We start from the raw sequence: 16,456 nt of genomic DNA, 5'->3' as shown, positions 1-16,456 counted from the left end.
TTATCTCGCACCAAATGTGGTGGTTGAGCAGCCCTTCTTCAAGCAGAACTTGTGTCACGCTCCCGTGAGTCGGGCAAGGGCGTCGTCCATTGCCTCGGCCGGCAGTTCGATCAGCCTCGGCGCCTCGGTAAACAACAGTGCTGCGGTCACCGCGCGGTCGGGATAAAGCGGTTTGAGCAGCGCGCGGTAGAGCGCCAGCTGCAGGATATAGGCCGGTGGCACCTGGGCGAGTGTGGCCGGCGCCGGCCGGTTGGTCTTGTAATCGACGATCGAAACGCGCTCCGGCGTCACCGCCAGCCGGTCGATCTTGCCGGAGATCGAACGCAATCTGCCCTTGACCTCGAGGCTGCCCATGACGGCCACTTCGGCGCGAGATGAGGGCGAGAACAGTTCGGCAAAACGCGAATCCCCGAGGATCGCCATCACCGAGATCAGCGCCTTGCTGCGTTCGGCTTCAGTCCAGTCGGCGCCGGCACGGCTTAGATACTGCCCCGCCGCGCCTTGTCGTTCGCCCTCGGGGAAGCCGGGCAGCATCTGCAGTAGCTTGTGCATCGTCAGCCCGCGCATCACCGCAAAGCCGGGCTCCGCCTCGCTGTCCAGCACCGGCGAGCGCGTGTCGACGACAGCCTCCTTGCCCTCGTCGATCAGCGCCGAGGCGCCGGAGGGCGACAGCGGACGCGGTAGCTCCTCATAAGGCGGCAAGGCCCGGTAGAGGCTTTCCGGCAGCGGCAGGACCTGTTGCGGCAGCCGCGTTTCATCGGCCGCCGCTTGTGCCACAGGCGGCAGCTTGGTCATGACGAAGCGATGCACCGGCTCGCCGCTGGCGGGGTGGCGGCGCTCTGTGCTTTCCGGTGCGCCGGTCAGCGCGCGGCTGACGATCGAATGCCAGGTGCCGGTGCTGGGTGAGTGCTTGCCGTGATAGCCGCAGACAATCAGCCGGTCCTCGGCGCGCGTCATGCCGACATAGAGTAGGCGGCGGTATTCGTCGTCGGCAAGCTCGCGCGCCCGCGCCGAAGCCGTCTTGGAGAAACCGTTGGCGACGTCTGCAGCCGAGCGCCAGAGATAGCCCTTGCCGTCAAAGTTGCGGCCCGAACCATCGAACGGCATCAGCCGCGGCAAATGCTGGTCGCTGAACGGCGCCGAGCCGCCGTCGACGAGGAAGACGACAGGCGCCTCCAGCCCCTTGGCGGCGTGCACGGTCATGACGCGGACCTCGTCGCGCGTTTGGTCCATCTCGCGCTTGATCTCCGGGCCGGTGTTTTCCAGCGTCGCCAGAAAGGCTTCCAGTCCCGGCAAGCCGGTGCGTTCCTCGGCGAGGCAGAAGCTCAGGAATTCATCGAGGATGTCGCCGGCCTCCGGGCCGAGCCGGGCAATCATCTTCTTGCGCAGGCTGTCGCGCGCCAGCACGCCGGCGTAGAATTCGAACACCGGCCGGAACGCCGCCTCATTGGCCCAGCCGTCGAGCCGGGTGACGATAGCGGCCAGCGCGGCACTGTTGCCGGCATGCTGTCGCAGTGACGTTATCAGCGATGTCGCGGCCGGCCTTCCCGCGCTAAGCGCAAATAGCGTCTCCTCCGACACGTCGAAGATCGGGCTGCGCAGCACGGCGGCGAGCGACAGGTCATCCTGCGGCTGGATGAGGAAATGGCCGAGCGCGATCAGATCCTTCACCGCAATATGGCCGGGCAGGCTCAGCCGGTCGGCGCCGGCGACAGGAATGTCACGGTCCTTCAGTGCCCGTGACAGCGCATGCACGAAGCGGTCGCGCTTGCGCACCAGCACCAGAATATCGCCGGCCCGCAGCCTGCGGCCCTTGCCCTCGATGATCTCGCGGTCCTTGAGCCAGGCCTGGATCGTCGCCGCCACATGTTCGGCAACGCGCACCGCCGGTGCGCTGGCGTGGTTGACCGGCAGTGTCCAGTCGTCGGGTTCCTCGACCGCATCGGCGCCAAGCGACGGCCAGACCTCGACATAGCCCGGCGCATCGTTGCGGATCGCCTTGTGGTCGAGCGGATCGGGGTCGTGGCTGATGCCGCGCCTCACGACCGGATCGGCAAAGACGCGGTCGACGGCAGCCAGCACATCGTCGGTCGAACGGAACGACCAGGTCAGCTTGAGGTCGGCAAACGAGGCCTCGGCATCGCGCACGCGCCCGGCAAACAAAAGCCGGCTGTCGGCAAAGGAATCGGGTGCCGCACCCTGGAACGAATAGATCGATTGCTTTTCGTCACCGACGGCAAACACCGTGCGATTGGCCGTACCGCGCTGGCCATGGCCGGCGAAAAACTCTTCCGCCAGCCGCTTCACCACCTCCCACTGGTCGGGGCTGGTGTCCTGCGCCTCGTCGAGCAGGATATGGTCGATGCCCTGGTCGAGCTTGTACTGCACCCACGGCCCAGCGTCCGGCCGCGCCAGAAGATTGACGGTGCGGGTGATGAGATCGTTGAAGTCGAGGAAGCTGCGGCCGCGCTTCAGGCGCTCGTAACGCACGATCAGCCAGTCGGCGATGGTCAGCGCCGCAGCCGTGCCTTCCAGCATCCTGAACAGCGCCAGCCGGTCGGAAACCTCTGTGATCGCCTTGACGGCGACGAGATAGCGCTGGTGTAGGTCGGGCAGCCGGTCAAGCAGCGCCTTCTTGAATGCCTTGGCGGGATCATAGGGGTCGCCATCCGCCTTGAGGAAGGCTTTGCCCAGCATCTGCAACCGGCGGATCGGATCGGTCTCCACGAAGGCCTGACGGGCATAGGGCAGAAGGTTGTTGAGAACAGTGCGGGCATCGACGGCTTCGGCTGCGCTGGCGAACGCGGCAAAGAAATCAGGCAGGAAACCCGGCAGCGGCCACACCGATGCCGCTATGTCTTCGGCGCTCTGTCCGGGACGGAAATGGAATTCCTCGAACAGAGCCTGAAAGCCGGCGCCGTCGCGCCCGACCGCGTCGATGAAGCCGCGCAGGCCGTCGCGCTTGCGCACGATTTCGGAAAGCAGCGCGTCGAGCCCGTGTTCGCCGCCGCGTTCCAGCACGGTGGCGAAGGCCTCGGCCAGTCCGGCGTCGCCGGCAGAAGTGCCGGAAATCATGTCGCGGCGCGCGGCGGCGAACAGCGAGGTCTCCATCTGCGGATCGAGCATTTCGAAATGCGCCGGGATGTTGGCCTCCAGCGGGAACTGGTGCAGCACCGATTCGCAAAAGGCGTGGATGGTCTGGATTTTCAGCCCGCCCGGCGTCTCCAGCGCCTCGGCAAACAGCCGGCGTGCCCGGCGCATGGTGTCGCGGTCGGGTCGGCGATCGTCCAGCGCGGTGATCTTGGCGGCAAGCTCGGCATCACCAAGCGCCGTCCATTCCGAGAGCGTCAAGAACACCCGGTTCGACATGTTGGCGGCGGCGGCCCGCGTATAGGTCAGGCACAGGATCTTCGACGGATCGGTGCCGTTGAGCAGCAGCCGGATGACGCGCTGGGCCAGCACATGCGTTTTGCCGGAGCCGGCATTGGCCGACACCCAGGCCGAGTTCTTCGGGTCGGAGGCGCGCGCCTGACTGGCGGCGGTCTCGGTTGGGATGGGATAGGCCTTCTTCATGCCTCCCCCGCCTCGTCGTCGCTGTCGCCGCCGGCCGACCATTCGAGCACGCGCGCCAGATGGTCGTAGTCGCCGTCGCTCTCGCCCTCGCGAAACGGCAGCGCCCGAGACAGGTAGCCGGTCGTTGGGTCGGCATAATGGACAAGCAGCTTTTCCAGCCGCGCCCAGGCTTCTTCGGCGAGGTCTTCGGCGGTCCTGGGCTGGCGGTTGTAGTCGAGGATGGATTCCTCGAACACTTCGCCATTCGGCTTCAGCCGCACGAAGGCAAGTTGCGAGGGTTCGCGCGCGCCAAGCCCCTTGAAGGCGCCGCGCCGGAGCAGGGCGCCTTCCAGCGCCAGCTGCGGCGCCAGCAGCGTGTGCGCTTGCGCCTTGGATGGCGAAGAGCCGGTCTTGTAGTCCAAAATGTCGGCCATGCCGCCGGCCAGCAAATCGACACGGTCGGCATAGCCTGACAGCGTCACCCCGGTACGGCCGACAGCGGTTTTTTCTGCCCGCTCCTCGGCATGCCGCCGCGCGACGGCGGGAGCCCGGCCACGCTCCCATTCGATGATGTTGGCGGCGAGTTTTTCGAAACGCGGCCACCACACGGCCTCGACATCGGCGGGAAGGGCTACTTCTGCAAAGCATCTGCGGCCCGCCGAGATAAGCCTCTCCAGGGCTTCCGGCGCGCGCGGGTCGGCAACCTCTGTCGAGAACAGGTGCAGTATGTCGTGAAACAGCGTGCCGCGCTCGGCCGCACCTGGATCGCGGATCACCGGTTCGAGCGGCAGGAGGCCGAGAATGCGTCGGGCATAGATCGCATAGGGATCGCGGCGCAGCGTCTCGATCTCGGTCACCGAGAAGTGCTGCGGCCGCATTGCCAGCGGCGGCTTCGGCTGCGGCCGTGGCGCGAAATGTTGCCGCTCGCCGGCGTCCAGCGCGCGGGCCCAGGCCAGCAATTCATCGCCGCGCTGGCGCAGCGCGGTCGCGGGGTCGTTGCCGATGAAGGTGAGGATGCGCTGCAGCCACCGCGACGGCACGGCAGGTGCGTCGCCTGCGCGGGCCGAGCGCGTCAGCACCACCTTCTTTGCCCCCATCGCCATCTGGAAATCGTGAGCGGCAAGGCCGATGCGCCGCTCCGGTGGCTCGAGGTCGATGCCGGTCTTCATCAGCCGCGACATGAAGCGGTCGCTCTCCGGCTTGCGCGGCCACACGCCCTCGTTCAACCCGCCAATGACCAGCGTGTCGACGCTTTGCAGCCGCGCTTCCAGTGCGCCCCAGATGGCGATGTTGCGGTCGGTGCCTTGTCCCGGCTTCACCGTCTCGGGCGCGATCAGCGCGTCCATAACATCGGGCCATTCGTCGGCCGGGAAGTCGAATGAGGCCGAGGCCGCGACCACGCCGCGCAGCAGGTCGGCGAGCTTCTCGCCGGCATCGCCGGCATAAAGTTCGGCGAGACTGCCGTCCGCCGTGCGGCCGAGATTTTCCAGCGCGGCGACGCTCGCCTTGGTCAGCGCGACGAGATCGGCATTCTCTTCGCCGCGAAAAGTGGTCAGCGGCGCCAGCGCCGTCGCAAGCCGGCCCAACAGATCGCGAGCCTCCTCGACACCGCGCACGGTCAGGCGCGAAAACCAGAAGGCCTGGCGCCTGTCGCTGCTCAGGCCGGCAAGGCGGTCCTCGAACAGCGCCGGCAGCGAGGCGATGTCGGGACGGCCGGTGCCGCCGCGCAGCGCCACCAGTTCGATGAGCTCGGCGGCATGGCGCACGACGGCCCGCTCCAGGCCGAGCCCAAGCAGCGGATGCTTGAGCAGCGACAGCAGGCCGACGGGATCGCCGGGCCGGTACACGGCTTGCAACGTCAGCCGCAGCAGGCTGGCGGCCGGCGTGTTGGCGAGCGGCGTGCCGCCGGAATCGTCGGCGATGACGCCGAAGCGCAGAAGCTCGGCCGAGACGCGTCGCGCCAGCGCCCGGTCGCCGGTGACAAGGGCCGCTCGCTGTCCCGGCTGCTCGACGGCTGTCTTCAGCGCGATGGCGATTGCCACCGCCTCGTCGCGTTCGCTGGCGGCTTCAACCAGCGTCACATCGGCGAAGGCTTCGGCGATGTCGCCGGCATTGAAGGTAATGCGGGTCTCGGCCCACAATTCGGTGGTTTCTGCGGGCCGCAGCGCCTCGCCGACCAGCGCGGCACGAAGCGCCTGCGCCGGCTCGGCGGATACGACCTCCTCGACATCGCCGCGCAGCACGCCGATCTTGCCGATCAGCTTGGCCATGCCGTATTGCGGATGACCGAGCAAAGCAGGCCGAGCGCCGGGTGCTGCAATCGCGGCAAAGGACGGCTCGTCCAGCATCCCATCGAGACCGGGCAGCACCACGGCGCCGTTGGCTAGGCTGGCGACCGCGGCAAGCAGTTCGGCCGTGGCCGGGATCGAGCCGGTGGAGCCGGCGGCAATCACCGGGCCTTTGGGCGGGTTGCGTTCGAGCCTCTTCGCCTCGCGCCGGATCAGTGCATTGCGGTGCGCGGCCGGGTTGGAGCGGTCGCGCTCCTGCAGCAATTTCGGCCAGGCGTCGGTAACGATGCGAAGGAAATCGAGCGTCACCAGCCACCAGCCGGCAAGATTGCCGGTCACCAGGTCGGCAAGCCTGGTCCAGTCCGTGCCGTCGGTTTCGATCTCGTCCATCAGCCGGGCAAGGTCGCGCGCCAGCCAGATCGCATCGGCGGCGGAGGCCGGCACGACGATCTCTTCGTCGAACATGGCCAGGACATGCGCCGGCAAGGTGCGCTTCCACGCGCGCACCAGCGGCGCCAAAAGCAGCAGGCGTTCGATGGCGGCAATCGGCGGCGCCATCTCAAGCTCGGCCGGCGCGCCGGCGTCGAAGGCTGTCTCGTCTTCGTCGAACTCACCGAGCGGGCGGATGACCGGCAGGATCGCCGAACGGCGGCTCACGCCAGGTCCGGAAAGCGCGTCGACAAAGGCACCGCGCAGCGCGCGCGCTGCACGCCGTGTCGGCACATAGATGGTGACGTCGGCCAGCGCCAGCGGATCGCCGTCGAAGCGGAAGCCGGGCACCAGCCGTCCGGCCAGCAAGGCCTCGGCCAGAGTCGGCAGGAATGGCGCTCCGGGCGGGATCGAGAGAACGCGGCGCGCGCCGCTCATACCGCTCCTGCGAGGGCCGCGGCGACCGCCGCTTCCGCCTGCGGAATGGCATCGGGCGTGCCGACGGTGATCCAGCTTCCGCGCATCTGCATTCCATACAGGCGACCAGCGGCAATCGCCTTGTCGAAATAGGCGTTGAGCGAATGTGCCCCGGCCGGCGCACCCTCAAATATGGCGGGATCGACGATCGCCGCCCCGGCATAGATCAGTCCTGCCGGTTCGCCTTTCGAGCGCCGCAGGCCGCCATCCGGCGCCATCAGGAAATCCGTGCCGACACTGTGGCCGGTCGCCGAGTCGAGATCGGTAAGCATCAGCAGAATATCCATTTTCGCGCCATCCCATGCAAGGGAAAGGCGCTCAAGGCTGGGCTGGCCGCTGTCGATCCAGAACGTGTCGGCATTGATGATGTAGAAGGGTTCGGCACCCAGCAGCGGCAATGCCTTGACGATGCCACCGGCCGAATTCAGCAGCGCATCGCGCTCGTCGGAAATGACGATTTTCGGCACGTGCCTGTGGGCGACATGAGCGACGATCTGGTCCGGCAGATAGTGCACGTTGACGATGGCCTTGGTGACCCCGGCCGCTTCGAGACTGTCCAGCCCCCAGTCGAGCAAGGTCTTGCCGGCGATTCGCACCAGCGGCTTCGGCATGGTGTCGGTGATCGGCCGCATGCGCTTGCCGAGACCAGCCGCCAGCACCATTGCGATCTTGGGACCTGCCGTCACGGCGATCGTTCCTCCAGCAGCCCGTGGGCGACATAGAAGTCGTGTAACCCTTTCAGGCTCGGGTGCGCCAGCGCCCGCCTGAGATAGTCGCGGATGCGTGGCAGGTGTTTCAGATAATAGGGCTTGCCGTCGCGCTTTTCGAGCCGCACGAAAATGCCGAGGATTTTCGAATTGCGCTGCGCCGCCATGATTGCATAGGCCTCGCGGAAAGCGAACTCGTCGAAGCCGCCGGCGGCTTGACGCGCCGCGACATAGGCATCGACGGTGTGTTGCTCGATGTCGGGCGAGACGGTGACGCGGGCATCCATGGCCAGTGATGCGACGTCGTAGGCGGCAGGGCCGAGCAGCGCATCCTGGACGTCGACGATGCCGAGGCGGTCGTGGCCGGTGCGGTCACCGCGCCAGATGATGTTGGGCGAATGGAAGTCGCGCAGCATCAATGTGTACTCGTCTGTGTTCAGCCGGTCGAGAACCGCGTTCCATTCCTTGTGATAGCCGGCGCGCAAGGCTTCGCTTGCCGCGCTGCCGGTCACCATCGGCACATACCAGTCGACCAAGAGGTCGGCTTCGATCAGCATCGCATCGCGATCGAAGGGGGGCACGTCGTGATAAATGCCCGGCGCGGCCTCCATGCGCTGCGGCCACGCCTTGCCATGCATCATCGCCAGCAATTCGGCCGCCGCCGCATAGCGCTCCGCCACCGGCTTGCCCTGGCCGTCCAGAAAGCCTTCCGAGCCCAGATGCTCCAGCAGCAGAAAGCCCTGCTCGAGATCCTCGGCGTGAATCTGGGGGACGCTGACACCTTGCGCCAGCAGTGCCTTGTCGATGGCGACAAAGGCCATCACCGATTGCGCGGTGTGGGCGATCACCGCGTAGGGTTTGCCGTCGCGCACCGGCGGTCCGAGCACCAGCCGCGGCGAGTTCATCAGGACGCGGGGCTCGAAGCCCGCGAGCGAGACGATCTCGTAAGAGCGCGCCGAGGCGTCGCCGACGAAATGGCGCCGCGCGGCCTCGCCCCAGCCGGCCGTTTCGAGGAAGTCGCGCATCGCCAGCGATCGCGCCATGCGTTCGAAGGCTGCACCTTCGCCCGACAAGTTCGCTAATCGGCCTTCGCCATGATGGATGAGTTCGATCCAGATCGAGGTCTTGGGTAAGGCGGCCTCGGCCCGCTCCGGCCATTCAACCAGGGCAGCGCCTTGCAGCAGCGCTTCGTCGAAACCCAGCTCGTCCATCTCGCTGGGCGAGGACAGCCGATAGAGATCGAAATGATGGACGGGAATGCGCGTGTCGTAGCTTTGCACCAAAGTGAAGGTCGGGCTCGGCACGTCGAGGCCGGCATCGTCGGCCAGCGCCCGGATCAGAGCACGCGCCAGCGTCGACTTGCCGGCGCCGAGATCGCCCTTGAGCGCCAGCACATCGCCCGGCCGCAGCGCCATGGCCAGGTCTTCCCCGAGCCTTGCGGTCGCAGGCTCGTCGGCGAGAAAACGCTCCAGCACAGCAACAGTCATCGATCGCGCTACTCGGCCGCGGCGCGGACGCCCGACGGTGCATCGGGGAAGGTGCAGATGACGGTGGTGCCCTGATCCTTGCCGGTCTCGATGCGCACGCTGCCGCCATGCAGCTCGACAAAGCTCTTGACGATCGACAGGCCGAGCCCGGCGCCGCGCCGGCGTCCGCCATTGGTACGCGGCTCGAAGCGGCGGAACACCGAATCGAGCAGGTCCGGCGGCATGCCGGGACCGTCATCGTGGACGGAGAATTCGACGCCTTGTTCCAAATGGCGGCAGGCCAGCGTGATTGTGCTCGCTTCCGGCGCGTAATTGGCCGCGTTGCTCAACAGATTGTAGAGGATCTGGCGGACCCGGGTCTCGTCGCCGTGGAAACTCTTCGGCGCGGCCGCGGCGTCTATTTTGAGCTTGATTGCATGCTCTTCCAGCCGGTCGGCGACCAGTTCGGCGGCGGCCTGGATGGTGCGATCGACGCTCACCTCCGAAATATCGAGCTGCATGATGCCGGCGTCGACGGTGGCGAGGTCGAGTATGTCGTTGACGATGGTGAGCAGCACCGAAGACGACGAGCTGACATGCTCGACATATTCGCGCTGCTTGGGACTCAGCGGCCCGGTCGTTGGCAGCGACAACAACTCGGTGAAGCCGATAATGTTGGTCAGCGGCGAGCGCAGCTCATAAGAAACGTGCTGCACGAACTCGTTCTTCAGCTGGTCGGATTTCTGCAGCGCCTCGTTCTTGTCCTTCAGGGCGCGCTCGACATTGACGCTGTCGGTGACGTCGACGAAGGTCATCATCACCTGCCCGTTGGGCAGCGGGATGACGGCGTAGCTTAGCACGGTGCCGTTCTTCAGCTCGGTCTGGCCGTGGCGCTCGCGGCGCTCGTCGTCGAAACCGGTGATGGCGGCGACGAACCCGCCCCACGGGCTGTCGACGGCGCGCTGGTCGCTGAGGTCTCGGATCGCCGAGACATGGACGTTGGGCTTGACCACATCCTGGCTCAGCCCCCACAGCGCGACAAAGGCCGGGTTGGACAAACGCAGCCGCCCATCGGGGCCGAACACCGCGACGCCCTCGGCCAGATTGTCGAGCGTCTCGCCTTGGACCCGCACGGCGGTCTGATAACGGCTTTCCAGGTCCATCTTCTCGGTCAGGTTCTCGAACACCCAGGTCACGCCGCCCTTGGGCTGCGGGTTGGCGACCACGCGGATGGTCTTGCCGTCGGGCAGATGCCACCAGTGCTCCTGCGATTCGACGGCGCGGTAGGCGCCAAGCAGGCCTTCCTTCCAGCGCCGCCATTCCGGCTGCTCGGCGATCTTGCCTTCGCTGCGCAGCCGGTCGAGCAAAAGCGCATTGTCCGGCGCGCTGTGCAGGAAGCCAGAGTCCAGCCCCCACAGTTTCTGGAATGCCTGGTTGAAGAAGCGCAGCTTCTCGTCGGTATCGAAGATCGCCACCGCCGTGTTGAGCTGGTCGAGCGTGTCGGCATGGCTGCGCACCGTGCGCTCATATTCGCCGCGTATGGTTTCGGCGGCGCTGGTGTCGCAGGCAAGGCCTGCCGAGCCGTCGCTGCCAGCGTAGTCGGTCACGGCGAAGACGCGGCGGTCGCCCTCGATCACCGTCGACAGCGTCTGTTCGAAGACCGGGTGCGACTTGTGTTGTTCGGCGATCTGTTCGCGCGCCTGGCCGCCGAGAAATTCCTTGGCTTCGCGCACCGCCGTTTCGGCGCTCGATGCCTCGACCGCGCCGGCATAGGCGCGGTTGACCCATTTCAGCCGGCCATCGGTGGCGCGCAGCCATGCCGGCATCGGCAAGGCGTCAAGCAGGCCAATCATGGTGTCGTAGTCGGCGGCCAGCCGCTGATTCTCGATCTTCAGCCTGGCCTGGCTGCGCTGCGTTTCCGACAGCGAGACGAAGCGCACCAGCACATGGGCGGCACTCTTGCGGCCATGCACTTCGAGCGGCGCCCCGGCCTGTGATTCGATCACCAGATCGAACGGCTTGGCTTTCTCGCGCAGGCCCGCGACGGCATTTTCGAGCGCTGCCGCCGAGCGCGGCATCAGCCAGCGGCCGAAGGCGAGGAACGCCGCACGGTCTTCCGGCGCGCCGCTTTCGAGCGGCAAAGTTCCGATCAGCTCGGGCTTCTTGTTCTCCGAAGCCCAGACGATGATGCGCTGGTCGCGCAGATTGAGCAGCGCTTCCGAACGCTGCAGCGCCGCGTTGACGTCGGCGATGCGGGCCCTGAGCTCGACATTCTGCGCCGAGGTGCGGGCTCTTTCGCGGATCAGGAAGATGGCCGAGACCAGAGCGGCGCCCATGACGCCGACGAACATGGCGAGCTGGATGACCTCGACTGCGCTGACCGACAGCCCGGCCTTCTGCGCAATGGATGGCTCGGCATGCGCGGCAAACAAAGTAAGCGGACCGGCAAGCGCGGATGTGGCGAGAAAGCCCGCGACGCGGGCGCCGACGCGCTTCCTTAGGCCGCCGCCTGTCGAGGCGGAGCCAGTGATATCGGAATCGTCATGGCCGCCGGAAACGGCCCATCCCGCGCGAGGCGGGTTTTCCCCCGGCATGTCTTGGTCCTCTTCGCCGCCTGAATGCAAGACCGCCTAGATCAGGATGACGTTGGTAGAACGCTCTCCCGATCTAACTCCTTTTTTGAAGAGCATGATCTTTTCCGAAAACCGGTTCCCACTTTTCGGGATCATGCTCTCTATGCGTGAGCCGGCCCTCGTCCCCGGCCCGCGAATCACCACAATAGCGCGTGCTGGAATCGGCGTGAAGAATCATTCCGCGCAAAAAAGAAGCCGGGCGAAATGTCAATCGCCCGGCTTCAATATCTAGTGGTAATTTGCGCTATGCTTAATAGCGGTAGTGTTCCGGCTTGAACGGACCCTGCGGGGTCACGCCGATATAGGCGGCCTGTTCGCCGGACAGTTCGGTCAGGCGGGCGCCAAGCTTGTCGAGGTGCAGGCGCGCCACCTTCTCGTCGAGATGCTTGGGCAGCACATAGACCTGGTTCTGGTACTGGCCGGGCTTTGTGTAGAGTTCGATCTGCGCCAGCACCTGGTTGGTGAACGAGGCCGACATCACGAAGCTCGGATGGCCGGTGGCGTTGCCGAGGTTGAGCAGGCGTCCCTCGGACAAAAGGATCATCCGCTTGCCGTCCGGGAAAGTGATCATGTCGACCTGCGGCTTGACGTTGGTCCATTTCAGGTTGCGCAGCGACGCCACCTGAATCTCATTGTCGAAGTGGCCGATATTGCCAACGATCACCATGTCCTTCATCGAGCGCATGTGGTCGAGGGTGACGACATCCTTGTTGCCGGTCGTGGTGATGACGATGTCGGCGGTCGGGGCCGCATCTTCCAGCGTGACCACTTCAAAGCCATCCATTGCCGCCTGCAGCGCGCAGATCGGATCGACCTCGGTGACCTTGACGCGGGCGCCGGCGCCCTTGAGCGAGGCCGACGACCCCTTGCCGACGTCGCCATAACCGCAGACGACTGCGACTTTGCCGGCCATCATGGTGTCGGTGCCGCGGCGAATGCCGTCGACGAGCGATTCCTTGCAGCCATATTTGTTGTCGAACTTCGACTTGGTGACCGAGTCGTTGACGTTGATCGCCGGGAAGGGCAGCAGGCCCTTCTTCTGCAACTGGTAGAGGCGGTTGACGCCCGTCGTCGTCTCTTCGGTGACGCCGCGGATCGCTTCCTTCTGCTTGGTGAAGAAGCCGGGCGACGCCTTCAGACGCTTCTTCACCTGGGCGTAGAAGTACTCTTCTTCCTCGCTGTGCGGGTTGGACAGAACGTCCTCGCCGGCTTCGGCGCGGGCGCCGACCAGGATGTACATGGTGGCGTCGCCGCCATCGTCGAGGATCATGTTGGAGAGGCCACCATCGGCCCACTGGAAGATCTTGTCGGTGTAGTCCCAGTACTCTTCGAGGCTCTCACCCTTGACGGCGAAAACCGGGATGCCGGCCTCGGCGATGGCTGCGGCGGCATGGTCCTGGGTCGAGAAGATGTTGCATGAGGCCCAGCGGATGTCGGCGCCGAGCGCCTTCAGCGTCTCGATCAGCACGGCCGTCTGGATGGTCATGTGCAGCGAGCCGGTGATGCGCGCGCCCTTCAGCGGCTTCTTGGCGCCGAATTCCTCGCGGCAGGCCATCAGGCCCGGCATTTCGGTTTCGGCGATATCGAGTTCCTTGCGGCCCCAGCCGGCAAGCGAGATGTCGGCGACCACATAGTCCTTGCTACCTGTCATGGCAGTGCTCCGGTGTGATTTGTCTTCAGATGCGCCTGCGCCACACGGCGCGTCGAAGGGCGCGGGAATGCCGGCCTGACTAGCAGATCGCCGCTCAGACGACAATGGGATATAAAGAAATCTTTATGCGCGTATGTGTTTCAGCACTCTTCGCCGAAGCGCGAGGCGACCAATTGCTCCAGCGCGTCCATCACCGCGACGGCCTCAGCGCCGCTGGCGGTGACGCGGATCGAATAGCCGGGGCTCGCCGCCAGCATCATCAGGCCCATGATCGAGGTGCCGCCGACCTGGAGGCCGTCCTTCTCGACATGGACGGTTGCGTCGAAGCCGCTGGCGACCTGGACGAACTTGGCCGAGGCGCGCGCATGCAGGCCACGCTGGTTGATGATCGGAAACTCCCTGGTGATCGAATCTTTGGCTATCTGGTCCTTTTCCGATGCCATGCTCATTTGCTGCTCAAGAGCTGGCTGGCGACGTTGATGTATTTGCGCCCCGCGGCCTGCGCCTCGTCGAGCGCGGCCGCCATGTTGTCACCCTTGCGGATCGACGACAGCTTGATCAGCATCGGCAGGTTCATGCCGGCGATGACCTCGGTGCGGCCGGATTCCATCACCGAAATGGCAAGGTTGGACGGCGTGCCGCCGAACATGTCGGTCAGAACAATGACGCCGGTCCCGGTGTCGACGCGGCCGACAGCGTCGACGATATCGCTCCGCCGCTGCTCCATATCGTCATCGGCGCCGATCGCCACGGTTTCGAAATTGTCTTGTGGCCCCACGACATGTTCCACGGCATGGCGGAACTCGGCGGCCAGTTGACCGTGCGTTACAAGCACGAGTCCGATCATTCTATAGTGGCTCCCGTCATCGCCGCTTCACAGGCGTATTTTATGCTCGCCGGCCATCCCAGGCGGCGGGAGCGCTATCTTGTCGACGCGCGGCGCGTTGACAAGCCCAAAATTGCGCCGGCCATAGCCATTTTGACGCATTGCAGCAAAAAACCGGGGGCTGATCATACGAAAGGCGCAATCGCTAGCCGCGCCATTACGGCCGGCAAAGCTGTCGCAACGTTGCGCTCGATGAGATCGATCCGCGGCACCGGACAGCCCGCGATCGGCTCGCTGAAGTCTTCCTGAAAGCGGTCCCTCTGATGTTTCGGCACCAACCGGATATGGAGGTCGATCACCCCGCCTGGCTCGAACGACAGCGGCCGTGGCATGAATCCCGGCACTTCCGCGAGGCCGGCAATGGTGGCCGGCACGCGGCAGATCAGCCGCCCGGCGCGAGCGGCTGCAAGCAGCCTGTCGTCCCCGATCAGCCGTGAAAACAGCCCGCGCGCCCGGCAATGGTCGATGAGCACCAGCGCCAGCGTCGTCTTGCCGGCGCCGGACGGTCCGGTGATGAGCACACCGCGTTCGCCGATCAGCAGCGCCGTTCCGTGAATGTTTTCAGCCTGCGGGATCATGCCTCGGCCGGCAGCGTCACCACGAAGCGCGCGCCCTTGATGTCGCCCGGCTTGGTACCGGGGATGTTCTCGGCCGTTAGCGTGCCGCCATGGGCTTCGACGATCTGCCTGGATATCGACAGGCCAAGCCCGGAATTCTGGCCGAACGCCTCGCCGGCCGGCCGATCGGTGTAGAAGCGCTCGAAGATGCGGTCGATGGCGTCGGCGCGGATGCCGGGGCCGTTGTCGTCGACAGTCACGATGTTGACCTTGCCCGAGCGTGCCAGGGAAATGGCGATATGGCCGTGGTCCTCCGGCACGAAGGAGCGGGCATTCTCGATCAGATTGGTGATGACCTGGCCGATCCTCAGATCATGGCCGGTGACGAAATAGCCTTTGACGCCTTGCGGCAGCTTGGCGGCCTTGAACTCGATCTCGACCGCCTTCTTGTTGCGCGTCGCCTCGCGCGACACGGCGACGAGGTCGGTGATGAATTTCTTCAAATCGACGATTGCCGCGTCTTCGCGCGCCAGCTCGGCGTCGAGGCGCGAGGCATCGGAAATGTCGGTGATCAGCCGGTCCAGCCGCCGGACATCGTGCTGGATGATCTCCATCAGACGCGCGCGGGAATTGTCATTCTTCGCCAAGGGCAGCGTCTCCACCGCGCTGCGCAGCGAGGTCAGCGGGTTCTTCAACTCGTGCGAGACGTCGGCGGCGAAACTTTCGATGGCCTCGATGCGGGCATAGAGCGCATTGGTCATGTCGCGCACCGCGATCGACAGATTGCCGATCTCGTCCTGGCGGTCGGAAAAGTCGGGGATTTCCTCGCGGCTCTTGACGCCGCGCCGCACGCGCACCGCCGCCGCCGACAGCCGCCGCAGCGGGTTGGCGATGGTCGACGCCAGCAGCATCGACAGGATGGCGGTGACCAGTGCCGCGATGCCGAACACGCGCAGGATCGCCTTGCGCTCGGCGGCGACGATCTTGTCGATGTCGCCGCCTTCGGTCGACAGCATCAGCACGCCGAGCACGGCGCGGAAGCGCTGGATCGGCACCGCCACCGAGACGATCTGCTCGCCCTGTTCGCTCACCCGCACGATAGTCGACGGGCTGCCGGTCAGCGCCTTGACCACTTCGGGGAAGGCTGCGCCGTTGCCGCCGGGCTGCTCGTGATAGACAGGCAGATCCTTGTTGCGGAAGAAATCGAAGACGAATTTTTGCACCCGCTCCAGCATATCCGGCTGCTCGTCCTCGACCGGCGGCAGGTCGTAACGCAGAATCTGGCCGCGCGAGTAGAGATGGCGTGAATCGAGCAGCAAGTTGGCGTCGCGGTCATAGATGCGGGCGCGCGTGCGCGTCGGCGAGATCAGCCGCCGCAAGACCGGCGCGACGCGCTCGGGATTGATCGGGAAATCGAGATTGTCGAGCTGGTCCGAACCCGGCCCCAGGCTCTCGCCGGCCTGCAGTTCGAGCAGTTTTTCCGGATCGATGCTGATCGAATCCGTCTCGACCGTCGCCGACGCTGCGATCGCGCCGGCGATGATCTCGCCCTGCGTCATCAGGCTTTCGACGCGGGCGTCGATCAGCCCGTCGCGGAAAGTGTTGAGATAGAGGATGCCGGTGACCAGCACGGCCAGGCCGGCCAGGTTGAGGAACAGGATGCGCCGGGTCAGGCTGGAAAAGATGTGATGGCCGAGGAAGCGGCGCATCGGCACCGTGATCCTCGACAGGAATGCGGGCATGATCCTGGACGGCCGCCTGCCGGCGCCCGCCCGTCTGCCTCGCTCTACGTCAACTGCCATCGAATAGC

The 16,456-nt window shown here is 65.6% G+C and carries 10 protein-coding genes; all 10 read right to left on the bottom strand.

Annotated elements, in window-relative coordinates:
- Positions 1-54 precede the first annotated feature (54 nt).
- On the bottom strand, positions 55-3,573 hold the full coding sequence (gene addA, locus AC04SG_RS00175) for a double-strand break repair helicase AddA (protein WP_488549430.1): 3,519 nt from the start codon (positions 3,571-3,573) through the stop codon (positions 55-57).
- Complete coding sequence (addB, locus tag AC04SG_RS00170; RefSeq protein WP_488549429.1) at positions 3,570-6,707, bottom strand: double-strand break repair protein AddB; 3,138 nt, start codon at positions 6,705-6,707, stop codon at positions 3,570-3,572. Before addB ends, addA begins: the two co-directional genes overlap by 4 nt.
- Positions 6,704-7,408, bottom strand: a complete 705-nt coding sequence (locus tag AC04SG_RS00165) for a nucleotidyltransferase family protein (RefSeq protein ID WP_488549637.1) — start codon at positions 7,406-7,408, stop codon at positions 6,704-6,706. Before AC04SG_RS00165 ends, addB begins: the two co-directional genes overlap by 4 nt.
- Before the next feature lie 20 nt (positions 7,409-7,428).
- Positions 7,429-8,940 (bottom strand): tRNA (adenosine(37)-N6)-threonylcarbamoyltransferase complex ATPase subunit type 1 TsaE, encoded by a 1,512-nt coding sequence (gene tsaE / locus AC04SG_RS00160; RefSeq protein WP_488549428.1) that lies wholly within the window; start codon positions 8,938-8,940, stop codon positions 7,429-7,431.
- Between the two features lie 8 nt (positions 8,941-8,948).
- A complete protein-coding gene (locus AC04SG_RS00155) occupies positions 8,949-11,513 on the bottom strand; it encodes a sensor histidine kinase (RefSeq protein ID WP_488549427.1) in 2,565 nt (854 codons plus the stop codon).
- 289 nt (positions 11,514-11,802) lie between these two features.
- Complete coding sequence (gene ahcY / locus AC04SG_RS00150) at positions 11,803-13,203, bottom strand: adenosylhomocysteinase (protein WP_192255409.1); 1,401 nt, start codon at positions 13,201-13,203, stop codon at positions 11,803-11,805.
- A gap of 140 nt (positions 13,204-13,343) precedes the next feature.
- Entirely contained in the window at positions 13,344-13,646 is a 303-nt protein-coding gene (locus tag AC04SG_RS00145; protein WP_488549636.1) for an HPr family phosphocarrier protein, read from the bottom strand.
- Positions 13,647-13,648: 2 nt separating this feature from the next.
- Positions 13,649-14,050, bottom strand: coding sequence for a PTS sugar transporter subunit IIA (locus AC04SG_RS00140; protein WP_112559892.1), 402 nt, complete (start codon positions 14,048-14,050; stop codon positions 13,649-13,651).
- A gap of 164 nt (positions 14,051-14,214) precedes the next feature.
- The gene (locus AC04SG_RS00135; RefSeq protein WP_112559894.1) at positions 14,215-14,667 is read right to left on the bottom strand and encodes an HPr kinase/phosphorylase; all 453 of its coding nucleotides are present in this window, start codon (positions 14,665-14,667) and stop codon (positions 14,215-14,217) included.
- Positions 14,664-16,448, bottom strand: a complete 1,785-nt coding sequence (locus AC04SG_RS00130) for a sensor histidine kinase (RefSeq protein ID WP_192255404.1) — start codon at positions 16,446-16,448, stop codon at positions 14,664-14,666. The genes AC04SG_RS00135 and AC04SG_RS00130 overlap by 4 nt, the downstream gene beginning before the upstream one ends.
- Positions 16,449-16,456 lie beyond the last annotated feature (8 nt).

The organism is Mesorhizobium sp. CNPSo 4684, assembly GCF_057784315.1.
The sequence above is the reverse complement of the archived record's forward strand: the minus strand, read 5'-3'. Positions and strand labels throughout refer to the sequence as shown.